General features: G+C 67.0%; 25 protein-coding genes and 1 pseudogene. 19 read left to right on the forward strand and 7 right to left on the reverse strand.

Translation table 11 applies throughout. The annotated features are described in order from the left end of the window. The first annotated feature begins 280 nt into the window (after positions 1-280). The 3 genes and pseudogenes from BIU90_RS16920 to BIU90_RS19100 all read left to right on the forward strand — a co-directional run bounded on the left by BIU90_RS16920 (position 281) and on the right by BIU90_RS19100 (position 2,023). Positions 281-889, forward strand: coding sequence for an alpha/beta hydrolase-fold protein (locus BIU90_RS16920; protein WP_071301379.1), 609 nt, complete (start codon positions 281-283; stop codon positions 887-889). 157 nt (positions 890-1,046) lie between these two features. Then, positions 1,047-1,775 (forward strand): annotated as a pseudogene (locus BIU90_RS16925) (SDR family NAD(P)-dependent oxidoreductase); the annotation flags it as partial. 32 nt (positions 1,776-1,807) lie between these two features. Then, positions 1,808-2,023 carry a hypothetical protein gene (locus BIU90_RS19100; protein ID WP_254787098.1) on the forward strand — a complete coding sequence of 72 codons (216 nt, stop codon included), beginning with the start codon at positions 1,808-1,810 and terminating at the stop codon, positions 2,021-2,023. A 61-nt stretch (positions 2,024-2,084) separates the two neighbouring features. On the opposite strand, the gene BIU90_RS16930 is transcribed toward BIU90_RS19100, so the two are convergent. Further along, a complete protein-coding gene (locus BIU90_RS16930; RefSeq protein WP_254787099.1) occupies positions 2,085-2,531 on the reverse strand; it encodes a VOC family protein in 447 nt (148 codons plus the stop codon). A 747-nt stretch (positions 2,532-3,278) separates the two neighbouring features. Here BIU90_RS16930 and BIU90_RS16935 point away from each other — a divergent pair. The 3 genes from BIU90_RS16935 to BIU90_RS16945 all read left to right on the forward strand — a co-directional run bounded on the left by BIU90_RS16935 (position 3,279) and on the right by BIU90_RS16945 (position 6,213). After that, entirely contained in the window at positions 3,279-3,779 is a 501-nt protein-coding gene (locus tag BIU90_RS16935; RefSeq protein WP_071301380.1) for a hypothetical protein, read from the forward strand. Continuing rightward, positions 3,769-4,770, forward strand: coding sequence for an AraC family transcriptional regulator (locus tag BIU90_RS19200; protein ID WP_139195348.1), 1,002 nt, complete (start codon positions 3,769-3,771; stop codon positions 4,768-4,770). Before BIU90_RS16935 ends, BIU90_RS19200 begins: the two co-directional genes overlap by 11 nt. A 498-nt stretch (positions 4,771-5,268) precedes the next feature. Next, a complete protein-coding gene (locus BIU90_RS16945; RefSeq protein ID WP_175470244.1) occupies positions 5,269-6,213 on the forward strand; it encodes a helix-turn-helix transcriptional regulator in 945 nt (314 codons plus the stop codon). Between the two features lie 715 nt (positions 6,214-6,928). Here BIU90_RS16945 and BIU90_RS18840 read toward each other — a convergent pair. The 4 genes from BIU90_RS18840 to BIU90_RS16960 all read right to left on the reverse strand — a co-directional run bounded on the left by BIU90_RS18840 (position 6,929) and on the right by BIU90_RS16960 (position 8,797). Further along, positions 6,929-7,105 carry a hypothetical protein gene (locus BIU90_RS18840; RefSeq protein WP_175470245.1) on the reverse strand — a complete coding sequence of 59 codons (177 nt, stop codon included), beginning with the start codon at positions 7,103-7,105 and terminating at the stop codon, positions 6,929-6,931. A 1-nt stretch (position 7,106) separates the two neighbouring features. Continuing rightward, on the reverse strand, positions 7,107-7,319 hold the full coding sequence (locus BIU90_RS16950) for a hypothetical protein (protein WP_071297633.1): 213 nt from the start codon (positions 7,317-7,319) through the stop codon (positions 7,107-7,109). A 212-nt stretch (positions 7,320-7,531) separates the two neighbouring features. Continuing rightward, positions 7,532-7,873 (reverse strand): hypothetical protein, encoded by a 342-nt coding sequence (locus BIU90_RS16955; RefSeq protein ID WP_071297634.1) that lies wholly within the window; start codon positions 7,871-7,873, stop codon positions 7,532-7,534. Positions 7,874-8,200: 327 nt separating this feature from the next. Then, positions 8,201-8,797: a hypothetical protein gene (locus BIU90_RS16960; protein ID WP_071297635.1), complete on the reverse strand. Its 597-nt coding sequence runs from the start codon at positions 8,795-8,797 to the stop codon at positions 8,201-8,203. A 547-nt stretch (positions 8,798-9,344) separates the two neighbouring features. On the opposite strand from BIU90_RS16960, the gene BIU90_RS16965 reads away from it, so the two are divergent. Genes BIU90_RS16965 through BIU90_RS18845 form a run of 3 tightly spaced genes read left to right on the forward strand, consistent with a single transcriptional unit; the run spans position 9,345 to position 10,736 of the window. After that, positions 9,345-9,917 carry a hypothetical protein gene (locus BIU90_RS16965; protein WP_071297636.1) on the forward strand — a complete coding sequence of 191 codons (573 nt, stop codon included), beginning with the start codon at positions 9,345-9,347 and terminating at the stop codon, positions 9,915-9,917. 16 nt (positions 9,918-9,933) lie between these two features. After that, positions 9,934-10,563 (forward strand): hypothetical protein, encoded by a 630-nt coding sequence (locus tag BIU90_RS16970; protein ID WP_071297637.1) that lies wholly within the window; start codon positions 9,934-9,936, stop codon positions 10,561-10,563. After that, positions 10,560-10,736 (forward strand): hypothetical protein, encoded by a 177-nt coding sequence (locus tag BIU90_RS18845; RefSeq protein WP_175470246.1) that lies wholly within the window; start codon positions 10,560-10,562, stop codon positions 10,734-10,736. Before BIU90_RS16970 ends, BIU90_RS18845 begins: the two co-directional genes overlap by 4 nt. Positions 10,737-11,625: 889 nt before the next feature. Here BIU90_RS18845 and BIU90_RS16975 read toward each other — a convergent pair. Then, positions 11,626-12,096, reverse strand: a complete 471-nt coding sequence (locus BIU90_RS16975) for a hypothetical protein (protein WP_139195349.1) — start codon at positions 12,094-12,096, stop codon at positions 11,626-11,628. A gap of 1,572 nt (positions 12,097-13,668) precedes the next feature. Here BIU90_RS16975 and BIU90_RS16980 point away from each other — a divergent pair. The 8 genes from BIU90_RS16980 (at position 13,669) to eno (ending at position 19,464) form a co-directional block, all read left to right on the forward strand. Further along, positions 13,669-13,896: an AlpA family transcriptional regulator gene (locus tag BIU90_RS16980; RefSeq protein ID WP_071297639.1), complete on the forward strand. Its 228-nt coding sequence runs from the start codon at positions 13,669-13,671 to the stop codon at positions 13,894-13,896. A gap of 2 nt (positions 13,897-13,898) precedes the next feature. Beyond that, positions 13,899-14,990, forward strand: a complete 1,092-nt coding sequence (locus BIU90_RS16985; protein ID WP_071297640.1) for a site-specific integrase — start codon at positions 13,899-13,901, stop codon at positions 14,988-14,990. A gap of 367 nt (positions 14,991-15,357) precedes the next feature. Then, a complete protein-coding gene (locus tag BIU90_RS16990) occupies positions 15,358-15,864 on the forward strand; it encodes a universal stress protein (RefSeq protein ID WP_055960828.1) in 507 nt (168 codons plus the stop codon). Continuing rightward, entirely contained in the window at positions 15,861-16,604 is a 744-nt protein-coding gene (locus BIU90_RS16995) for a 2,3-diphosphoglycerate-dependent phosphoglycerate mutase (protein ID WP_055960826.1), read from the forward strand. Before BIU90_RS16990 ends, BIU90_RS16995 begins: the two co-directional genes overlap by 4 nt. A gap of 89 nt (positions 16,605-16,693) precedes the next feature. Next, positions 16,694-17,104: a CrcB family protein gene (locus BIU90_RS17000; protein WP_071301520.1), complete on the forward strand. Its 411-nt coding sequence runs from the start codon at positions 16,694-16,696 to the stop codon at positions 17,102-17,104. Then, positions 17,101-17,472, forward strand: a complete 372-nt coding sequence (locus tag BIU90_RS17005) for a CrcB family protein (RefSeq protein ID WP_055960823.1) — start codon at positions 17,101-17,103, stop codon at positions 17,470-17,472. The genes BIU90_RS17000 and BIU90_RS17005 overlap by 4 nt, the downstream gene beginning before the upstream one ends. A 26-nt stretch (positions 17,473-17,498) precedes the next feature. Continuing rightward, the gene (locus tag BIU90_RS17010) at positions 17,499-17,984 is read left to right on the forward strand and encodes an inorganic diphosphatase (protein WP_055960822.1); all 486 of its coding nucleotides are present in this window, start codon (positions 17,499-17,501) and stop codon (positions 17,982-17,984) included. Positions 17,985-18,129: 145 nt separating this feature from the next. After that, complete coding sequence (gene eno / locus BIU90_RS17015; protein ID WP_083393829.1) at positions 18,130-19,464, forward strand: phosphopyruvate hydratase; 1,335 nt, start codon at positions 18,130-18,132, stop codon at positions 19,462-19,464. On the opposite strand, the gene BIU90_RS17020 is transcribed toward eno, so the two are convergent. After that, on the reverse strand, positions 19,449-20,381 hold the full coding sequence (locus tag BIU90_RS17020) for a LysR family transcriptional regulator (RefSeq protein WP_208385475.1): 933 nt from the start codon (positions 20,379-20,381) through the stop codon (positions 19,449-19,451). The genes eno and BIU90_RS17020 overlap by 16 nt on opposite strands. Before the next feature lie 63 nt (positions 20,382-20,444). On the opposite strand from BIU90_RS17020, the gene BIU90_RS17025 reads away from it, so the two are divergent. Further along, a complete protein-coding gene (locus tag BIU90_RS17025; protein WP_060915499.1) occupies positions 20,445-21,611 on the forward strand; it encodes a TDT family transporter in 1,167 nt (388 codons plus the stop codon). Continuing rightward, the gene (locus tag BIU90_RS17030) at positions 21,608-22,180 is read left to right on the forward strand and encodes a uracil-DNA glycosylase (RefSeq protein WP_055960816.1); all 573 of its coding nucleotides are present in this window, start codon (positions 21,608-21,610) and stop codon (positions 22,178-22,180) included. The genes BIU90_RS17025 and BIU90_RS17030 overlap by 4 nt, the downstream gene beginning before the upstream one ends. Positions 22,181-22,248: the final 68 nt, after the last annotated feature.

A 22,248-nucleotide genomic window follows, 5' to 3' on the forward strand; every position in this document is an offset into this window, starting at 1 on the left:
CCCCCCCCCCCGCGATCCGGCCATTCTCGATCGCACCGTTCCCCTTCGTGCCGGGGAGCGGCGTCGAGGACGTCGCGGGACATTGGTCGGCGCCCGACGGCCTGCCGAAGCACGGTCGACTGGGCTCCGTGCAGATCCCGGCCGTGCACTCCGGGTTCGCCGCCCGTGACGCCGGCCTGTACCTGCCGCCGGCCGCCCTCGTCCCGCACGCCCCGAAGTTGCCCCTGATGATCATGATGATGGGGCAGCCGGGCGATCCCGACCCGCAGTACGTGGCCGGGTGCTCGACCGGTTCGCAGCCCTGCACGACGGGCTCGCTCCGATCGTCGTCGTCGCCGACCAGCTCGGCGACCCGTCCGTCGACCCGGGCTGCACGGACTCCGCCCGGTTCGGGAAGGTCGAGACGTACATCACCAGGGACGTCGTCGAGTGGGCGAACGCGAACCTCGCCGTGGAGACGACCGCGGCGTCGCGGCTCATCGGGGGCTACTCGAACGGTGGCGCGTGTGCACTGCTCTATGCCGCCCGCTACCCGGAGCGCTTCGGGAACCTCCTCGACGTGTCGGGCGAGACCTTCCCGGGCTCCGAGGACCCGGCCGCGATGCTGCAGAATGTGTTCGACGGGGACCAGGCCGCCTACGACGCACAGAAGCCGGCGACGGTCCTGGCACGTCACCGGTACCCGCACTCCACGGCGGTCTTCACCGCGGGGTCCGACGACCCCGTGTACGCCGCGGCCGCGCGGTCGTCCCGGGCTGCTGCGACGGCCGCCGGGTTCGACACCCGGTACGCGGAGGTCCCGCACGGCGGCCCCGTGCTGGGGGCGATCTACGGGGGCTTCGAGAACTGCTTCACCGCGCTCTACCCACGCCTCGGCCTAGGCGACTAGCGCAGAACCGCGCGCCGACCGCCCTGGACCGTCACGATCAAGCGACCGATTCTTGCCCGTTTTGTACGAGGAACTGCGCTGCACTCGGTCGTCTAGAGCGCACGTGGTCGACGGTGCGGGGGTCCTGCTTGAGGAGCACGACCCCGGGTTACCGCCAATGTCGCGGACGGCTCGCCCAGTTGCGAGGCGACCATGGATCGGCGGAGGCCGGGTGAACCGTGGTCCTGCCCGATCAGCGTCCACCACTCCTGCTCATTCAGGTCGATCCCGCCGGGGGAGGCGTTACGTCGTGGACGTCACTCGAGGAGGAAAACGCTTGAGCAAGACCTGGTTCATCACCGGCGCGTCGAAGGGCTTCGGCCGGGAATGGGCGGAAGCCGCCCTGGAACGCGGCGACTCCGTCGCCGGGACCGCACGCAGCCCGCACGACGTGCAGGACCTCGTCGAGCAGTACCCGGACCGGTTCCTCGGGTTGCGACTCGACGTCACCGACCGCGCCGCGGACGTCGCTGCAGTGCAGCAGGCCGCCGAGCACTTCGGATCGCTCGACGTGGTCGTGAACAACGCTGGGTACGGCCACTTCGGCATGGTCGAGGAACTCGCCGAGGACGAGGTCCGCGCGCAGCTCGAGACGAACTTCTTCGGTGCGCTCTGGGTGACCCAGGCGGCGTTGCCGATCATGCGCGCGCAGGGCTCCGGACACGTGGTTCAGGTGTCGAGCATCGGCGGGATCAGCGCTTTCCCCTCGGTCGGCGCCTACCACGCGTCGAAGTGGGCGCTGGAGGGGCTCTCACAGTCCTTGGCGCAGGAGGTCGCGGGCTTCGGCATCCACGTGACGCTGATCGAGCCGGGCGGGTTCTCCACCGACTGGTCGGGCCCGTCGTCCAAGCACAGCGAGGAGGACCGGCGTACGCCGACGTGCGCGAGGCAGCATCGAAGCGACCGTCCGCGAGCAACCGCGGTGAGCCGTCGGCGACGCGGTCCGCGATCCTCAAGATCGTCGACGCGGACGAGTCGCCGCTCCGCGTCTTCTTCGGCAAGGCGCCGCTCGGGATCGCGGAGCAGGACTACGAGTCCCGCCTGGCCACGTGGCGGGAGTGGCAGCCGGTGGCCGAAGAGGCCCACGGCGCCTGACGGTACCGCCGAGGCGCGTCCACTCGGCGACGCGCCTCGGCGGCGGGTCTCGGGCGGCTGGTCAGGGTCCGACCCGCGGCGCCGCCAACTCCAGGTTGATGTCGTCCGGGTCCTGCACCGACAGGATGACGAGTCCAAACGGTGGGAGATCGGTGACCTCGCCGTGGGTCACGCCAGCGTCGTCGAGTCGTCGTGCAGCCGCGTGGAGGTCCTCGACGGAACGGACCCGGAAGCTGAGGTGGTCCAGGCCGACCCGGTCCGGGTCGAACCGGTCCGCTCCGGATGCCACGGGTCGCAGGCCGAGCGTCTGGCCGTGGAACGTGAACGAGCAGCCGCCGAACGTGCGCCACGGGTCGTCGTGCACAGTCGGGTCATCGATCTGGTTACTGAAGTCGCTCCCCGGTGGCATGCCGAAGAGCCGCTGATAGAAGGCTTTGCTGCGGTGGATGTCGGTCACGGTCAGCCGAATGTGTGAGAACCCCTGCGGGGCAAAGATGCCGTTGATCACGTCCCTACCCAACACCCCGTTACTACGGCGCGGGCCATGCGTTGCTTGGGCGGCGACGAGTTCCGGCCATTGCGGAGCGTCGGATCTCGCAGAAGGATATCCCCTCGCTATCGAGCGGATTTCTCCCGCGACATCAGGGCGATTTTGACCGCGATTAAATCTGAGGTGCACCTCCCGCATGCTGCGAAACAGTAGGGGAGCGAATGACTTCCTCCACTCGACGTCCCTGCGCGGAACCCCCTGCTGACGATCGAAACGCCAGCAGACGCGTATCTAAAGCAGCGGCCGATGCCATCTGGACCAGGGCTGCCCTTGCCCGGGTAAGCGTTGCGGAGCCTGTTGCACGAGCCGGCTCGGCGGTACCGAACCGGCTCGCGGGGACATGGGCGTCCCACCCCGCCCAGCCCCGTTGAACCCGAATCGTGGCTGGGCGAGCATGACAGAGGGGACAGGAAGGAAGCGTCGACGCCCGTATCGAACCAAGTGGCCGCTTCCCTCCCGCGGGCCAGACTGCGCCGCTTGCGGATTCGGGTTCCGCTATCTGGCACAGCATGCGCTTGTTCCCGTCGAACCGATAGGGGCAGGAGCAGATTGGTCAGCAATATCGGTGATCTTGCCGCAATTTGATGGGTTTGCTTCCCATCCGCATGCTGTGCGCGCATACTCCGTGCGACGGCGTTCATCGTCGTCGCACCAGGGCCCTCCCGGTGCGTACGAGTTGAGCCGCCTCGCCGAAGGAGCGACCCCATGACGAACCAACCCGATGCACCGTCCGTGGTGCTCAACCTGACGAGTGTCGTCGCCTCCGGACTCCCGAGCGATCTCGGCGCCGCTCCCGCGAGCCCGTTCTACGACGTCCCAGCGGTGTTCAACAGACGCCCAGCCCCTGCAGAGATGGACGCGCTCCGCGGTGCCGCTGCGCACGACTACCTCGCAGGGGCCGGCTACCCCGACGTGACCCTCGACGTGCGTGATCGGCGACTCATCATCAGTCACACCAACCTCGGCGAACTCGAGCACGGCCTCGCGACCACGATCGCGGACTACATCGACACCGTCAGCCGTGCCGCGCTCCTCGACCAAGAGCGCAAGCAGGATGCCGCACAACTCGACATGGAAGAGCGGACCGAACGCGCCGCGGAAGTGACACGAGCAGCGACACGTGTCCGATTCATCCCGCACACCGTTGATCCCGCCGACGAACCGGACTCCGCCGCACTCGTGGAACACAGCACCGATGGCGGCTGATCCGAACCCGCAACCCAGCAGTGCGTCCAGTGAGGAGGCGATGTCCTCGAAACCGGTGGCGATTGCGCTGTCCGGCCGAGACACGGACGCAGCGATCGCGTCGATAGGCGGGCTGTACGCGGGCCGGTCCTGGTACTCGTCGGCTGTGGACGAGGACTACTGGTTCCGCTACGTCGGCGTCGGCGATGCGCAGCTGAGCATCCGCCGGTCACAGCTGCACGGCTACCTTCGCGGGGAGATGGCAACTGAAAGTGACATCGTCGTGCACTGGCTGGACCGAGGGAACGCCCGCGTGGACCTGGGCAAAGACGAAACCCGGATGGAGCCGGGCGTACCAACCCTGTTCCCCGTGGATCGCCTGTTCCGGGTCGCGGCGCGGGACTGGGACCAGCGGTTGGTCCACATCGGACGAGATCTGCTCCACGACGTCGCGCTCGAACAGGGGCTCGGCACTGACGTGATCCAATTCCAGGACGCAGGAGGTGTCGACGCAGCCGGTGCTGCGCTCTGGCGACGATCCGTGAGCAGCGCGATGCAGGTCCTCCAGACCGCCGGCGCAACATCGCTCGCGTGGCATGACGCCCGCCGGGAGCTCGTCCGAACGTTCCTGCGCCTCTACCCGCTGCGGGACCAGCCCACCCCAGTCCGGAGCGGAATGCGATCTGACCGCCGGCTACGCCTCGCGGTGGCGTTCATCGAAGCCCACGCGGATCAGCCGCTGACCGTCACCCTGATCGCGTCAGCCTCCGACTTCAGCATCCGCGGCTTGCAAGACGCGTTCCAGCGCACCTACGACCAGACCCCGACCGCATACCTGCGCGAGACCCGATTACGACGCACCCGGGAGCAACTTCTCCTCACGCACCCTGGCGAATCATCGATTGCGGAGGTCGCTCGGGCATGGGGATTCACCCACCTGGGCCGCTTCGCCGCGGAGTACAAGAGCCTCTTCGGGGAATACCCCAAAACCACGCTCCGATCCCGACGCTGACCACCATCAACTGCACCGATGAGCGGCACCGCCGACACGCATGGTCTCGTCGGACGCGACGGCGAAGCTGACAGCGATCGCCTGCGGATTTCGGACCACCGCTCCGCATCCGAGCCCGGCGACCAGAGACTGGCCATCGGCTGCGCTGCTCGACTTCGGGGTTGAGCAGCGCAGCCTCGACGTTGCACGCCGGAAATAGTTGGTCCGTAGCGACGTCGCGCTGACGGGGCCACGGCCGGGAAGTCCGTTGATGGGCTTGCGGATGGGGAAACCTATTTTGAGCACAGCAGCGCCATCGTCCTATCCCTGATCCATCCAGGTCGCACACGTCCTCGTCCGCAGACCCCCCCCGACCCGAGGGATGCTGGTGGGACTGCTCGTAGGGAGCGGCTGGGCCGCGATATGTTCGGGCGCGGAGAGTTTGCCTTCGCCTTCGGCTTGGGGCTGCGCGAGGATCAGTGCCGTACCACGCCGGTGATCTCACGGTTGGAGCGGACGGTGGAGCAGCAGCCTGACCGGTTCGATGTGTCCGGGTCGAGTTTGGGCGAGGCGCGGGCCGTGTTCGAGAGCGGCTACGACGGCTCGGAGTTTCGTGTCGAGCCGTTGTCGATGCCGACCGAGTACCGGTACAGCAGCATCGGAGATGACGGTGTCTCGTTGCGGAGCACCGTGCTGCGGGCGGATGGTCGCGGCACGATCAGTACCGGCGGCGACGTCGTGGTGTCGTGGTTGACCAGCGGTTCCGGAATGTTCCGCGCGGCGGGGGCGGATGTCTCCGCTGTGCAGGGCCGCCCGAATCTGTACCCGGTCGGGGAGCGATTCGGTTTCCACTACGTCGACTCCAGCATCAGCCTCGTCCAAGTCGATGCTGGGTTCCTGGCCCGGCTGGCCGGGGTTGAGGGCGCCGTTGGTGGGCTCGGGTTCAATGCGGACGCTGTTCCGGATGTCGACGATGTCCGTCGGTGGAACTTGGCGCTCCGCTCTGCGGCGCCGGCGCTGCTGGACGCGTCTGCGCCGGATCTGGCTCGGACGGAGGGTCGGATGCTGATCGCCGCGGCCGTGTTGCGTCTGTTCCCCCCGACGGTCGGGATGCCGGCGGCGTTGCTGCTGCCGAAGAACGTGCGGGTGCGTGCTGCAGTGGAGTACATCCACGCGAACGCGGACCTACCGATCACGGTTATCGACGTCGCCGAGGCGGTGGGTGCGAGTGTCCGAGCGCTGCAGAGCGCGTTCCAGCGTCACCTGGAGTCGACGCCGAACACGTACCTGCGGAACGTGCGTCTCGACCGGGTCCGTGCGCTGCTGCTCCGTGCGGATCCCGCAGTAGCCAGCGTCGCTGGGATCGCGTCCGCGTGGGGGTTCCTGCACCTCGGCCGGTTCGCGGCCACCTACACGCAGCGTGTCGGAGAGAAACCCTCCGCCACCCTCCGCCACACCTGGTGACGCCGCACCACTGGTCGCGCAACGCATCTAGTCGCGCACGCTCCTGCCGGCGCACCTCCGGATGGGTGCCCGTCGTCGCGGCCCCGGCACGGTGAATGTCCTCGATGCGCCGGAACGCGGCGGGGTTCCATCAGCGAACCCCGGGATCGGCGGGAGCAGCCGTAGCGTTCCCATCAGTCGGCGGCACTCGCTCCCGACGCCCAGCATCCGCAGGATCCACCGACCGACCATCCGGTCATCGGCGGGGAGCACCCGGGTGCGATTCCCGCTTGGAGGCCGTCATGGCCCATCACCTTCACCCCACGCCTCGGCTGAGCGATCTGCGCGCTGACCCGCGCGAGTGGCTCCGCCGCGGCATGCTCTCCCCGACCGCCTTGGACGCGCTCGTCTCAGCACGCGTCAACGGACCGATCGCCGGTCCACACGATCACGCGGACCCGACCTACGCCGAATTCTTCCCCGCGGTCGCCTGATTCCGCCCGCGGCTCACCGTCCACCTGATCGCACCACACCAGCGATACCGCACGCGCTACCGTCCGAGCTCGACCTCGGAGGGCTCCTCCCTGCCCGCGCCGACGGTGTCCTTTTCTCCTGCTCCGCCTCCGCGGGGCCCCGTGACCGGTCCGTGACCGTGTTCACGCATCATGTCGTCATCGACTCCGGCCATGCACCCCCGGGCCCGGAAACGCTCGACCGTGCAGCGATCGCATCATGGTCAGCCGACATCACTGACGACACCGTTCAGGTCCGCATCGACGACGCAACCCAACACCACGCTGGCCTCCCTTCCAGCTTCCACGACGTCCTCGTCGCAGCCCTCACCCACCATCTCGGTCAAAGCGGCCCACACCGATGACCAGGCCACACCCCGCACTCGCGCGACGATGACCACATCACACCTCGTCGCTCCGAAGCCGTTGTTCTACTCGGCCGTGGACGATGTCTGTGTAGCCAGACCGCTCGATCTCTCGTCGGATGAGAAGTCTGATGGACATGCCCGCATCGTGCTGACGCTCCCACCAGTCGAGCACTGAGGTGTCGACCTTCGGAATCGAGATCCGCTTACGCTCGGACGTGCCGTCCGCGGCTTCCATCTTCGCCATCATGTCCTGTTCCGATCGGGGCTCGCTTCTCAGTCTCCTGTTCCGGCTGGCAGACGTCGAACCGACGGGCCGGACTGATCCTGTTTCGGGCTGACATCTCGCGCGGAGAGAGCCACGGCTGAGGGCGTAGCCGCCGCGATCGATCAGGTTCGTTCGTCGTATTCAACGGCGTAGGCCGGTTACGCCGGCGATTGGTCAGACCCACCGGCGAGCTCCTAGGACAGCACTCTGGGCCAAGCGAGCGTGCCCTCGGCCTCGAGGCGGTTCAACTGCTCGATCAGGCGTTCTCGTGGGATCGAGTAGAGCCTTGGCTCCTGAACTGCCGAGCCCACGCGGTGAACCACCTCATAGCCGCGCTTCTCCGCGGGAGCAAGGAACATTGCGACACCAGACGGAAGCTCGAAGTACCACGTGTCGTACACCCGCGCCGCACCGAGGTGGCCGCGTCGCAGCGAAAGCCATCCTCGAGGCACCAGCACTTCGTCGAGCGCGCTATCTAACCCTAGTTCGTAGTCGTCGTCATCGAATTCAGCATCGGTTCCGTCTTCGAAGTCCATCGGTGTTCCTTCCCAGAAATTGCTGTCGTCATTATGGAAGCCGAGCGCAGAGGGGTCGCCGGCTACTAGGAAGCGCTTCGCGATCTCCCGCTCAGTCCCCGGCGTCGTCGATGCCCAGACGTCGAAGAGCGGGCCCGTACGCCTCGATCTGAGACAAGAAGATGAGCTCAACCCAATCGGTGATGTTGCTCCTCTCCTCGTCGGTCAGTTGCTCCCAGGAACCGAAAGTGGCTCTGCCGGATTGACTTAGATGCCCCGTGACTACTCGAGCGGTTTCTTGGGCGTGAACTCGATGAAAGTCGTTCTCTCCTGAACTGAGCGATGCGCTCACAAGGTATCCCTGCCGTCGATGAGGTCCAGGACTGCGGAGACCGCTCCGCCCGCCTGTAACCACTGATGAGGGGTCGTAGCGACCACTGCCCGCAACGAGTCTTGAGGGGTCGCCATGAACGCCGCGTCACTCTGCCAACCAGCTCCGTCAGCCTCGAGGGACTCAAAGATATCTGGAAGGTTGCGAATCGTCTTCATCGGCGAATTGCGAGGGTCGAACTGCCAATCGGGGAAGCGCAGCTGACCGTTCAGCTTGACAGGAACCAGGTGTCGACTTGCGACTCGGCGGACAAGCTCCTCGTCATCGATCTGGAGGAAGGCTTTCGTCTCTTCAACGGAGAGCGTGGCGCAGACCGAGTTGAGCCACGTCCTCACGATCTTCAGGTGGAGGTCACCCCGGCCGATTGCACTTGCTTCTCGATCGATCGGCATCCCCAAGCTGGACGCCACATCCGCGAGGAGGAGCTTCCGGTCGTCGGCGGACAGAGATGGATCGGTTGACTGCATCGACCGCATGTGCTGCGTCAGCGCTTCGACCAGCCAGTCGCCGTCGACCTCGAGCCGAGCGAGGGCCTGCGCGAAACGATCGATCACCTCGCTGGTCGGTACGTGCGAGGGGGCGGCGGGCGGCTCTGAGTGACCTTGCATGGGCTGCAGCTTGCACGCTCACGCCGGGTGCTGTCCAGTGCGCCGAGATTGCTTCTGATCTGGGCTTTTCAGTTTTCCACGTATACGAGGGAGAAACGCTCCGAAACCATGGAAAGACGGTCCGGTCATCAGCCGCGAGGCGCACTCACCGGCTCGCGAGGACTGCTGGGCAGACGGTGCGGTCCCTGCAGCGGCAGGCTCTCGGTTGACCAGATAGCTGCGATAACTGTGATTCTCGTCGGCCTCGATCCGACCCCCTGAAGTAACACTGGGCTGAGCTTGTCGGCGGGGGCAGAGGACGGCGATCACCTCATTGGCGGCCGTCTGATGAGTCCGGAGCTGGGCGTCCGACGACGTGACGTCGGCGGCAGCTGCGACAGGGGAAGCTGGGTGCATCTCGGATACTTCCTCGACAACTGAGCGGGAGCCCCGGACGCTGGTTATTGGCGCGAGAACGCAGCACGATGGGGACGAGGGGCCGGGGAGGAAGCAGGTGAACGACGCAGAGGACGTGCCCGCTGCCGCGGACGGTCATCCGCAGCTCGGTTCGGTGCACAAGAACGGTGACCGCCGGTTCGGGACGACGGGGCTCTTAGCGAGTGTCTATGCCATCCGCGGAACGCCGCAGGCGTCGAACCTCTACCGCTCGAGCGTGGCCGAGCACATGCGTGGGGTGCGCTTGGGTGACGAGCTCTGTGTGCGGTGGGATGGAAGCCACTGGTGGGCGGCCTCACCCGCCGGGACGGTCGGACGGCTCACCTGGTCGAAGAACCTCCGGGAGACGACTGCGTACGTCCCTTACGGCCGGAGGCCGTTCAACTTCAACGACGAGACGTTGCACGTGCAGAGCGTCACGATCATCGCCGCCGTCAAGGTCGTCAACTGCGGCGGGTACGTGGTGCCCGACAACTACGTGCCGGCGGACTGGCCGATGACGCCGATGCCGGACCCGGCGGAGCGAGAGCGGACCATGACGATCGGCGTTCCCGTGCCGGCTGGAGCCTCGGAGGCGCGCGTCGCACCACCGCGACGCCGCGGGCGGTTCGGTCGGCTCACGGGACGATGACGATGACCTCGAGGGAGTGGTGACCATGAGCGATCAGGCAAAGGTGCCGGCGTCAGCAGTCGGGTACGTGTTCAGGACCGAACCGGCCGACAAGGCGTGGGCCTACATCGGTCAGAGCACGCGCCTCGACCCGAAGCATGTCGATGGCTACCTCGGCAGCGGGGCCTTCATGACCGAGGTGCTCGCGGAGTATGGCACCAGTGGCCTCACCAAGACGATCGTCGCGACGGCGGAGTCGCCTCTCGAACTGCACTACCTCGAGATGCTGCACATCGCCGAAGCCCGACGAGACGGTGTCCGCGTCGGCAACGGCGACTGCGGTGGTCCGCGACCGTTTCCGAACCTGCAGCGGGCGCTGTGGGAGGTCGCCCCGGCCGTGATGCGTGTGGCCGACGACCCAAAGCGGTTCTACGACGCGCTCGTGAAGCACCGCGATCTGGTCGAACAGGCGATCCTCGACTCGTCGAGTGTTCCGGTGGACGCGTTCTACGCAGGTATGGAGCGCGATCTTCGCGCCACCGAGGACTTGTCCCACCCGTGCCCGTCGTGCGGCTCCGGAATCGGCGAGCTTTGCCGGACGAACTCGAAGTCACTCACCAAGCCTCGGAACCCCGTGCGGAACCACTCGAAGCGGCCGCGCTCGTGACGACGTACACGCCAGGAGAGCTGGCGGCCGAGCTCGGCTACACGAATGAGTCGCGGCCGGGAAAGGTGGTGCGGGAGTACATCCGTGAGAAGTACCCGGAGCACACCGGACTCTGGGACCTCGACGAGACACAGGCCGATGACGTGCGCGCGAACGTGCCTCGAGCGTCCTGACTTGGCAACAAGCGGCTCTGATCAACGCGATCCCGGGGAGATTAATAGTCGACATGACTGTTGCGAGGCGGCCGATCGAATGGTTTCGGCGAAGCATAGAGTCCACGCAGCACAGGTTCTCGGGCGTCGACCGACGCGGCGTGACTGAACAGCTGCGGCGGAGAGCCGCACCCGTCGTCGGGCACGGGTGCTCAGGCTCGCCAGCCACTTCGGCCTACTCGAGGGCGCGATCGGACCACATGTACCACTTTCGCGTTCGGAAACCGGTACAGGCTCGCGTGGCAGGTTTTCCCAGGTCAAACCGGCATTTGAGGGCTCGTGCAGGTGTGAGTCGTGTACCACTTTTGAGCCGTGATTTTCGAGAACCGGTACGCCCCACGAGCCCTACTTCCCCAATTTTCCAAGGAAGTAGGATGGTAGAGAGGCAGGTTGTACCGGTTGTACCGGTTTCTGCGAACCTCTACGCACGCGCGCATGCGCGCACACGCACGCATAGGGGTTCCTCGAAAGAAGCGGTACAACCGGTACACGGCACGCTTTCCCCCGATCAGGACCGCCTTCATGCGGGTCTGCTCCCGGTACACGAAGTGGAACATCGCGTGTGCCTACAATCGGTGAGGCGGCGAAAATCAGCCCTCTGAACTGGGGTTTTCGCGGCGTCGTTGAACGCGTGCCTGTACCGAGAAATCCGGTACAAACCGGTACGACGAAAAAACCCCGGGGAGCAGAGGCCCCTCGGGGGGATCATTCATGTGGTCGACGCCGGCACGGCGTGTTCGCACAGGCTGGGCGCGTCACCCGATTGTGACGTGGCGCGCTGCTCTGCCCGCTGTTGGCGGGTGAGCGCATCGGATTGGACTTGCCACCCCCGGTCTGTCAGTCACGCCGGTCACTCCTCGTGCGCTGACGCTCCGGGCGCTGCCATCAGCTGCAGCCGCTGCGCGGCCTCGACGCGCGCGTGCGCTTCGTCGTCGATCGCGACTCGGACGACCTCGACACCGCTGTCGCGGAGTGCCGCGGTCAGCCAAGCCTTTGGCCGCATCAGGTACTGCTCGACCCCGACGTCGATGACCGCGATGACGAGCCGAGTCGCCTCGAGCTTCCGGCCGGCCCAGAGGAGCTTGAAGGCGTCTGTCGCGAGCTTCTTCGGCTGCCCGCCTCGAAGCGCGCCGACGTGCGCGTACGCCTCGACGAGGACCTTCCGGTCCTCGGACGCTCCGTCGAGCTCGACACGGACGCCGTCCTCGAACTCGACGCGCGCCGGCGCCAGCGGCACTCCGACGTGCGCCGCGATCGCGGCGATGATCAACGGCTCGACGTCGCGCCGAGCGAGGGAGTCGGATGCGTGCGCTGTGCTCACGGCCGCAGCGTACCGACTGGGGGCCGCCGGCACTGGTCGGTCACTGGCGGGCCCACTGTGGGTCTTGCGTGGCCGGAGCGGGACCGCTGCGCTCCCTCTCGCTGTCGCTTGATGGTCGCTGCAGAGTGATCCGCCCACTTGCTGACCGACAAGTGACCGCCGTATGGTCACGGCATGGCCATCCGACGCTGAACGCGTCCGGGTGGCCCCCTTTCTCCTCCGATGCGCCATCGAAGGAGCTTCGGCGGTCGCTTCGCGGCCCAGAGAAGGCCGCCCCTGGTCAGAATTTGCCCACGAGTGGCGCAGCCGTGACCAGGAACGGGGCACCGAAGCCCGGTGCTGAACGCACCGCATGTGGCTCCCAGCGTGAGGGCGCTCGGTCTCGTGGCTGGACCTGAGTCACACCTGTTGTTACGAGCCTCGTTCACGTGCACTCCACAGTCGCGCTCGAGGGGAGAAAGGAGAACCCAAGGGCGCCGCTGAAGCGGGCGGCAGCGGGACCCGTCACGGCGTCGTTCCTCCCCCGTGACGATGTGGCCATGGCGCTACGCGAGAGGTTTCCGCGATGCTTCGACCTGCGCTGCTTGCGAGGGCCAAGGCAGCCGCGTGCCCGCGTCTGCGTCGGGGTTGATCAGGTGTTGATCCGCAGGCTCCTCAGCCCCTGGCGTCGCTGCGCTCCATGGGTTGATCCCCGGCGTCACGACGCCCAGAACCGTGGATCAACCCAAACCCCGACTTCCCGCGCGAAACGGATGCCACTTGATCACCACCACCAGACTTGATCCTTCGGAGCTGGTGTTGATCAAGATGAGGCTGATCCATCCGTTTCTCCCGATCACAGCAGCAATCGTGACCTCGATCCGTCGCTGAAGCTCCGGATCTTCGCGGCAGAGAAGAAGGGCATAAGGGGGACTGACGCCGACCTGCGTTTCCTTCCTCGCTGCGCTCGTCGGAAACTGGTTCGTCGGTCGGCGTAGCCGACAGTCCTTCGGAACCCCCTGAGACCTTCGCTGCGCTCGGTCTCCGGGTGCCCCTCACCCGTCGTCGCTGGCGCTCCTTGGGGCCCATACTGCGTCGCTACGCTCCTTGCCCTCCAACGCCCCGTCGGGGGCGTTCTCGGGTGCCTTGCGCCGCTGCCGCGCCTCCGCTTCGCTCCGTCTCGGACACCGGCTGCGAGCCGCCCTTCCGGGTCGGCGGCACTATGCGGCGGCGCCGCGAGAGAGGCCTGTGATGAAGCGCCCTCGGGGCGGTGGAGCAGGGCGTGAAGCTGCGGAATCATTTCTCAAATGATTCGCCTCGAAGTCTCCCAGGTGAGTCGCTTGGGAGAGACGCTGCTCGCGCGAGCAGCCCCGCGGCGGTTTGCACAGGACCGGCAGAGTCAGGTAGCTATGAAGGGGGCGCTCATGTGTCCGGCGTTGTCCGAGACAGTCGCATCAGGTATGGTGAACGCACGTCTGAATGAGATAAAAGGACTAGGGCCACTGCAGGCTCGACGAGTGGGTACGCCAAGCAACCGTTAACAGGTTCGGCTCCAAAGGCCTCCTCGGAAGCATCGACTTTCGAGGAACACCTATGTCTCAGACCACTCTCGCTCCGCTCGCGCAGCCCAGCGATCTGCTCACCCCTGACGCGCTGGCCGCTCGGCTCCATGTGACGACCCGTAACTTGCGGCAGTGGCGCGTCACGGGAGCGGGCCCACGGTTCATTCGCGTCGGGCGATTTCCGCTCTACCGGCAGGAAGCCGTCGAGGCGTGGCTTCTCGAGCAGGAGTACGCCAGCACCGCCGACGAACTGCGCTGAGAGTGGGATCAGTCAAGTCCTACGAGACGAAAACCCGCGGCAAGCTCTACGAAGTTTGGTACACAAAGCCCGACGGGACACGTGGCCACGACCGCGGCTTCCGCCGCAAGACCGATGCCCTCAACTACCTCAACACTGTCGAGGTGTCGAAGTTGCGAGGCTCATACGTCGATCCAACGGATGCGCGCGTGACCATCGGCGAGCTCGGGACAGCCTGGCTTGAGATGCACCGGTTCAAGCTCACCCAAAGCAGCTTCCACTCCGTTGAAAGCTGCTGGCGCGTGCACGTCGAACCAAAGTGGGGCGGGTACGCCGTAGGCCGAGTCACCAAGCGAGACGTTCAAATGTGGCTGAACGAACTCGGGCATTCGCTCTCGCACACCTCGGTGGCTAGGGCCCGAGACCTGCTCGCAGGCATCCTAGACGAGGCCGTCGAGGAGAACCGTGTGGTGAAGAATCCTGCGCGCGGCCTCACCGTCAAGAAGAAGCCCATCCCCGACGAGGTGTTCCTGACGCATCGGCAGGTCGAGGCGCTGGCTTCGGAGGCCACGTACGGCGAGCTTGTCCGGCTACTTGCGTACACCGGGCTCCGATGGGGCGAGGCGACCGCCCTGCGAGTTCGTAGCGTTGACCCCGGTCGACGTCGCCTGAACATTCGAGAGGGAGTGACGGAGGTAAACGGTCAGCACGTCCTGGGCAGTGTGAAGTCGCATGAACGGCGCTCCGTCGCATTTCCTGACTTCCTCGACTCGGCTGTTGCAGCGGCCTGTCGGGACAAGCACCCCGACGATCGTCTCTGGTCGTCACCAGCCGGAGGTTTCCTCCGGCCAGGGCACTCCAGCCAGGGGTGGTTCGCGAGGGCGGTCCAGCGAACAATGGCGGCCGACGCAAGCTTCCGCCGAGTCACACCACATGACCTCAGGCACACCGCTGCATCACTCGCGATCAGCGCTGGTGCCAACGTCAAAGTGGTGCAGCGGATGCTGGGCCACAAGTCGGCGAAGGTGACTCTTGACACCTACGCGGCGCTGTTCCCCGACGACCTGGACAACGTCACCTCCGCGTTGAGCCGGCAACGAGCGGAGCAGCTGTAGTCGTGGTCGTGGTCGTGGTCGTGGTCGTGGTGGCCGCGGCCGCGGCCGCGACCTCATCCGTCTTGATGCCCGAGCCCCATCGCACGACACCGTCTCGCATTGGTCACCTTGCCGGAACCAGTTTCGGACCAGCTAGATGAGACAGTCGAGGCTGTGGGCAGCTTCACTCCGTGTCGTCGGAATCGCTTCCTTCGGTGTCGGGACGTCGCGGGTGCGCGAGACGGCCCGCGTGACTTGGGGTTCGGGTGCATAATGGTGGTGTCTTCGGACCCGGTAGTGGGGCTTGCCGGACCCAACCTCGACAGTTGTCGACAACAGTCCCTATCTCAGCTGGTCGCGCTTCTGCGCGCCTGAGGTAGGGAGTGTCATGACAGCACCAATCGGTTCCGGACCGGTCGTCGTCGGCGTCCTGCCCGGCCTCGCTCCGGGGGTCATCGAGGTTGCGTCGTCTATCGCGCGGCGCTTCGGTACGACGCTGGTGTGCGTCAGCGTGGATGCATCGCTCTTCGATGCCGGTACGCGCTCGGACGGGTCGGTGATGGTGGAACCGATCGACCCTGACACCGCTGACACGACACCGCAGGGCTTGTCGGACAGTGACAAGGCGGCAGTACGTGCTGCCGCAACGACCTACGGCGTCGACGTCACGTTCGTCCCGGGTGTCGGGGATCCGAGCCGGGCACTGTCGCAAGTGGCCGAAGACCGCGACGCGGCGATGCTGGTCGTCGGGGCCAGGACGGGAGCGGGTCGAATCGCGGAGTTCTTCACGGGGTCGGTCGCGGTACGGCTGACCCATCAGCAGCACCGTTCAGTGCTCGTAGTGCCCGTTGATCCGGTCGGGTTCGATGCCCCACTGCCGTTGGACACCCCGTGACCGGCCAGCTTGTTCTGCTCCGCCACGGACAGAGCACTGCGAACGCTGCCGGTACCTTCACCGGCTTGCGAGACGTCGCGCTGACCGAACAGGGCAGCGCCGAAGCGAATCGGGCTGGGTTGCTACTTCTGCATGCCGGCATCCGACCGGACCTCGTGCTCACGTCGACGCTCGAGCGGGCGCTCCACACGGCGGAGCTCGTCACCGACGTCCTCGGACGTGATGCGCCGATCGAGTCGACGTGGCGGTTGAACGAGCGGAACTACGGCGCCCTCACCGGCATGTCCAAGCAGAATGCGCAAGCGGCGTTGGGGGCGGAGCAGTTCTTCGCTGTTCGTCGGACCCGCACGGGACGGCCACCACGCATGTCGATCCGCGCGTGGCTGGCGCTCCGGCGGACGCCGGCGCTTCGTGGACTGCCGTGGGCGGCACTTCGTCGAACCGAAACACTCTCCGACGTCATCCGCCGGGTCCAACCCGTCCTGTCGCACAGCATCACCCCGGCACTCCGCGACGGGCAGACAGTGCTCGTCGTCGCGCACGGCAACTCACTGCGGGCACTGTGTGCCTGCATGGACGGCCTAACTGACGGTGAGCTCGCGGACCTGAACCTCCCCACGGGCGAACCCCTGATCTACCGGTTCGACGGCGACGGTGGGTTCTGTCCGCGGGGTGGGGAGTACCTGCATCCGGCAGCACGAGCAGCAGCGGCAGCGGTCGCTGCGGAAGGTGGAACATGACCTCCCGAACGGACACGCACCTGCCCGATGGGCAGCTCCCGCCCGACCCAGACATCGACGCCAACGACCCGGAACGTATCGACCGGCCAGTGCATCTGCGGTGGCGGTACCTCGGTGTCGTCGCACTCGGCGGCGCCATCGGTACCGCCGCACGCGACGGACTCAGCACCGCGTTCCCCGCTCAGCAGGAGGTGTCCTGGGCGATCTTCTGGATCAACATCGCCGGCGCGCTCCTACTGGGTGTGCTGCTGGAACACCTCGCGCATCGCGGACCTGACGAGGGTCGCCGCCGGACACTGCGCCTGCTTCTGGGAACCGGTGTCCTCGGCGGGTTCACCACCTACAGCACCCTCGCGACCAGCACCGCGGTGTTGTTCCTCGCTGGCCGCGGGTTGGCCGGCACCGGGTACGCGCTCCTGACGGTCCTCGCCGGCGCGATCGCCGCCGGTAGCGGCCTCGCGATCGCGGGTTTGGTCCGACCGAACGGGGCCACATCATGAGCGCCCTGGCCTTCCTCAGCGTCGCGGTCGCTGGCGGTGTCGGCGCGGCCGCACGGTTCTTCGTGGATGGTGCGATCAACCGGGGTCGGCAGTTCCGGCTCCCGGTCGGGACGCTGACGATCAACATCACCGGCTCGTTCCTGCTGGGCTTGATCACCGGCGCCGCCGGTCACCTCGGCGCCACCCCCGTCGCGGTGCTCGGAACAGGGCTCATGGGTGGCTACACCACGTTCAGCACCGCCAGCTTCGAGACCGTCCGCCTCGCACGCACTGGCCGCACCACCGCGGCTGCCGTGAACGGGCTCGGGATGCTCGTCGTCTCCGTCGCCGCAGCCGCCGGGGGCGTCACCCTCGGCACCCTCACTTGACCATCCGACTGGGAGACGAACAGCTCATGCACTTCGACATCACGATCGAGATCCCCCGCGGCAGCGGCAACAAGTACGAGGTCGACCACGCCACCGGACGGATCCGCCTGGACCGGGCGGTGTTCACCAGCATGGTGTTCCCGCAGGACTACGGCTCGATCGACGACACTCTCGGCGATGACGGCGACCCCCTCGACGCGCTCGTGCTGCTGCCCCGGCCCACGTTCCCCGGCGTCGTCATCGACGTCCGCCCGGTCGGGATGCTCCGCATGGTCGACGAGAACGGCGGCGATGACAAGATCCTCACCGTCCCCGCCGGAGACGTCCGCTTCGACCACGTCCAGGACATCTCCGACGTCGCCGAGCCGGTCCTGGCGGAGATCGAGCACTTCTTCGCCCACTACAAGGAGATCGAGCACGGCAAGCACGTCACCACCAACGGGTGGGCGAACCGTGTCGACGCCGAAGCCATCATCCGCGCCGCACAGGAACGGTTCACCCCGCACCCCTGACCGGCACCCGCGCACCCGACACCATCCAGTGCGCGCCCTGAACCGCCGTGGGGAGGCAACTGGCGCCCAGTGATCGCCAGGAGGTCGTCCCTCCGCCTCCCCGCGGCCCACACCCGCACGACCAACCCGAAAGGCGACAACCGCCGTGAACGACTACATCAGCAACGTCCACCACACCACCCACCATCAGGGCGAGTACGTGACCCACACCAGCCGCCCCGTCACCATCAGCAGCCTGCACGGCTCCCGGATCCTCGACTCCCGCGGCTACCCGACGATCCAGGTGCGTCTCGAGCTCGAGGACGGCACCGTCGTCACCGGTGACGCCCCCGCAGGCGCATCCACTGGCGCGCATGAGGCTGTCGAGCTTCGCGACGGCGGCAGCAGCTACGGCGGCCGCGACGTGAGCCAGGCACTGCACCTCATCACGACGGACGTCGCACCGATGATCACCGGCCAGTCGTGGACCTCGATCGGGCAGGCCGACGCCGCCCTCGCTGCCCTCGACGGCACCCCGAACCACCGCCGGCTCGGCGCGAACAGTGTCGTCGCGACCTCGATCGCGATGGCACGCGCTCTCGCCGCCGCAGCGGAGCTGCCGCTCTGGCGTTGGATCGCAGACGTCACCGGCAGCACGCCCCGCCTGCCCGTCCCGCACTTCAACGTGCTCAACGGCGGAGCGCACGCAGCGAACGCGCTCGACTTCCAGGAGTTCATGATCGCCCCGGTGAACGCCGAGACCATGACCGACGCGGTTCGGATCGGATCGGACGTCTACCACGCGCTGGCGGCACTGGTCCGGGAACGGTTCGGCAGTCTCGGTCTCGGGGACGAAGGCGGCTTCGCCCCGTCGATCGCCGCGCCCGAGGAGGCCCTCGACCTCCTCGTCGCCGCGATCAGTGCCGCCGGTTACGAGCCCGGCGTGGACACCGTCGCGATCGCACTCGACCCGGCGGCGAACGAGTTCGCGCTCGGTGACGGTAGCTACCGGGTCGTGGACCGCCGGCTCGACCGCGCAGGCATGGTCGACTACTACCGCGACCTCATCAGCCGGTATCCGATCCGGAGCATCGAAGACGGCTTCTCCGAAGATGACCACGGCGGCTGGAAGGCGATGTCGTTCGCGCTCGGCGACATGCTCCAGATCGTCGGCGATGATCTCTACGTCACCGATCCGCAGCGCATCCGCGACGGTGGGAAGGACGGGCTCTCGAACGCGGCGCTCATCAAGCCGAACCAGATCGGCACCGTCTCCCAGACCCTCGACGCGATCGGCGTCGCACGCTCGCTCGGGATGCGGAGCATGGTGTCGCACCGGTCCGGCGAGACCACCGACACGTTCATCGCGGACCTCGTCGTCGGCACCGGAACCGGACAGATCAAGTCCGGCGCACCCGCCCGCGGAGAACGCGTCGCCAAGTACAACCGGCTCACCGAGATCGCGGAGAACAATCCGGAGCTGCCCTACGGGCTGCGCTGACCCCGACCGGTCACCTCGTGGGCGACGCGCAGGAAAGCAGAACCAGCTGGCTGAGGCTCTCCCGACCAGATCGCCCGCAACGGCCGGGCAAGTGGCGGCCCAGCGAGCGGGACCCGCACCAGCGACCCGTCGTTGATGTCGGCGGCGACCGTGCGAAGGCTCATCACCGCCGGTGCAATTCCAGCCTGCGCGTTCGCCCGGATGATGCTCGTGGTCTCCAGCACCGCGGCCGGAACCGACATGCTCAAACCGGCCTCCCTGAGCCATGCGGCGAGGGTCGCGCGAGTTCCGGAACCTTCTTCCCGCAGGAGCAGAGCCGTCGCCGCCAGGACCTCCGCAGTGATCCCGGTCGACCGAGCCCAGGGATGTTCCGGCGCAACGACGACCGCGAGCTCATCGTCCGCGATCACCTGCGCGGACACACCTGCCGCCGTCACCGGGGTCTCCGTGAACCCGAGGTTCGCGCCACCCGACTGCACGAGGTCCGTCACCGCGGCGGAGTTGCCCGCGATCAGGCGCACCCGCACGTCGGGTTCGCGGCGGCGGAATTCGAGCAGCCAGCCCGGCAGCAGCAGCTCCGCGATCGTCTGTGACGCTGCGACGACGAGCGAACCCGTGGGAGTCCGCAGCGCAGCCACTCCTGCTTCGAGGTGGCGAGACGCGTCGAGGACCGGTCCGGCCAGCCCGACGACGAGCCTGCCGGTCTCGGTCAGCACCGACCCCGTGGTCGAGCGGTGCACCAACAAGTGACCGACCATGCGCTCGGCGACCCGGATCCGAGCAGACACTGCCTGTTGCGTGACGCCGAGCGCTCCAGCGGCAGCGGAGAGGGAGCCGGTCTCGGCGACGCGTGCGAGCACGTCGAGTGTGTCGAGGTCGAGGGTTCGGTCCGTGAGTCGCCGTAGTGCCACAATCATTGATTGTGCCCTGCCAAGAGGTTCCGGGTACCGCCAGAGGCAGGATTCGCGCAGGCTTGGCCCATGACAACGCTCCGCACGGACCCTGCACCCGCGAACGGCAGCCAGCTGCCCCAACGGCCGCAGACGGCGTTGTTCCGTGACCTGGAGCGGCCAGGCCTGATCGTGTCGAATCTCACACCGAACTGGTTCGCGTCGATCATGGGCACGGGGATCGTCGCTGTCGCAGCTGCGTCACTGCCGCTGCAGTTCCCCGGGCTGCGCCTCGCGGCGACGGTCGTGTGGGCGATCGCCGCGGTGCTCCTCGTCGCCCTCACGACCGCGACGGTGCTGCACTGGATCCGCTACCGGAGCACTGCAGCCGGGCACCAGCTCAACCCGGTGATCTCGCACTTCTACGGCGCACCACCGATGGCGTTCCTCACCGTCGGCGCCGGGACACTCCTGCTCGGCAAGGACTGGGTCGGCCTGCCCGCCGCCGTCACCATCGACTGGGTCCTGTGGACCATCGGCACCATCGGAGGACTGCTCACGGCAGTGCTCGTGCCGTACCTGGCGTTCACCCGCCACGAGAACAAGCCCGACTCCGCGTTCGGCGGCTGGCTGATGCCGATCGTCCCGCCGATGGTGTCCGCCTCCACCGGTGCGCTCCTGCTGCCGTACGCCCCCGCCGGGCAGGCGCGGGAGACGCTGCTGTGGTCCTGCTACGGCTTCTTCGGCCTCAGCCTCATCACGTCGCTGGTCGTGATCACGCTGATCTGGAACCGTCTCGCGCAGCACAAGGTCGGGGCCGCCGGCATGGTCCCGACTCTGTGGATCGTCCTCGGGCCGGTCGGACAGTCGATCACCGCGGTGAACCTCCTCGCATCGAACGCCCCCACCGTTGTCGATGCGAGTACCGCGCATGCCCTGCTGGTCGTGGCGCTGGTGTACGGGTTCGCGATGCTCGGCTTCGCGCTGCTGTGGACCGTCATCGCCCTCGCGATCACCATCCGCACTGCCCGCGAACACTTGCCGTTCAGCCTGACTTGGTGGTCCTTCACGTTCCCCGTCGGGACCTGCGTCACCGGCCTGAACGGGCTCGCCCTGCACTCAGGCCTGACCGTCGTTGCCGTCCTCGCCGTCATCTACTACGCCGGCCTCGTCGCCGCATGGATCACCGTTGCCCTTCGCACCTTTCACGGATCCGTCATCCGTGGCACCCTGCTGGCACCGCCACAGCCGGCATGAGTACCCCCGAGGAACTCGCTGACGTTCGATCGCTGAACGGTCTCGCGGAGACGTGGCGGACCGCGCCCGACGGCAGCCGACGGTTCGTCCCGAGCTTCGACCCACGATCCGGCGGCAGATTCAGCCGTGTCCTGGTCCTGATGCAGTCGCCTGGCCCCCAGACCATCGCCGCAGCGCACGCAGCGATCTGCAGCGAGGACAACCCGGGCCCGACCGCGGCCGCGTTCCGAGCAGCCCGTATCGAGTCCGGACTCGCACGCGGCGAGTACGTCCGCTGGAACCTTGTCCCATGGGAACTGCCCGACCGCGTGCGACTCGAGGACATCGACGAGGGGCGGCATGCCCTCGCCACACTGCTCGCGGCCCTCCCCGCTCTCACTGCGATCGTCACGTACGGGGCCGTTGCCCTCGACGGCGTCATGCGACACTTCACCCTGGACGAGCACCCCCGACTCCTTCCGGTCATCGCAGCACCACATCCGTCTCCCGCCAACGGCCGCCACCGATCGGAACAACACCTCCGTTCCGTGCAAGCACTCCGGCTCGCCGCGCGAGCGCGGCAGACGTAACAAATACGAACGATTCCGCTACAACTATCCGTACCGGCGCTCAGTCCGGGTGCGAGGCGCCGTGTCTT

The organism is Curtobacterium sp. MCBA15_001, from assembly GCF_001864835.1.
Lineage (GTDB): Bacteria > Actinomycetota > Actinomycetes > Actinomycetales > Microbacteriaceae > Curtobacterium.

What these genes read in the sequence shown, in the direction of transcription:
- BIU90_RS16935 (WP_071301380.1), top strand. Translation starts at nt 3,279, where the DNA reads ATGACGAACCAACCCGATGCACCGTCCGTGGTGCTCAACCTGACGAGT.
- BIU90_RS19200 (WP_139195348.1), top strand. Translation starts at nt 3,769, where the DNA reads ATGGCGGCTGATCCGAACCCGCAACCCAGCAGTGCGTCCAGTGAGGAG.
- BIU90_RS16950 (WP_071297633.1), bottom strand. Translation starts at nt 7,319, where the DNA reads ATGATGGCGAAGATGGAAGCCGCGGACGGCACGTCCGAGCGTAAGCGG.
- BIU90_RS16955 (WP_071297634.1), bottom strand. Translation starts at nt 7,873, where the DNA reads ATGGACTTCGAAGACGGAACCGATGCTGAATTCGATGACGACGACTAC.
- BIU90_RS16980 (WP_071297639.1), top strand. Translation starts at nt 13,669, where the DNA reads ATGTCTCAGACCACTCTCGCTCCGCTCGCGCAGCCCAGCGATCTGCTC.
- BIU90_RS16990 (WP_055960828.1), top strand. Translation starts at nt 15,358, where the DNA reads ATGACAGCACCAATCGGTTCCGGACCGGTCGTCGTCGGCGTCCTGCCC.
- BIU90_RS17005 (WP_055960823.1), top strand. Translation starts at nt 17,101, where the DNA reads ATGAGCGCCCTGGCCTTCCTCAGCGTCGCGGTCGCTGGCGGTGTCGGC.
- BIU90_RS17010 (WP_055960822.1), top strand. Translation starts at nt 17,499, where the DNA reads ATGCACTTCGACATCACGATCGAGATCCCCCGCGGCAGCGGCAACAAG.
- BIU90_RS17020 (WP_208385475.1), bottom strand. Translation starts at nt 20,381, where the DNA reads ATGATTGTGGCACTACGGCGACTCACGGACCGAACCCTCGACCTCGAC.
- BIU90_RS17025 (WP_060915499.1), top strand. Translation starts at nt 20,445, where the DNA reads ATGACAACGCTCCGCACGGACCCTGCACCCGCGAACGGCAGCCAGCTG.
- BIU90_RS17030 (WP_055960816.1), top strand. Translation starts at nt 21,608, where the DNA reads ATGAGTACCCCCGAGGAACTCGCTGACGTTCGATCGCTGAACGGTCTC.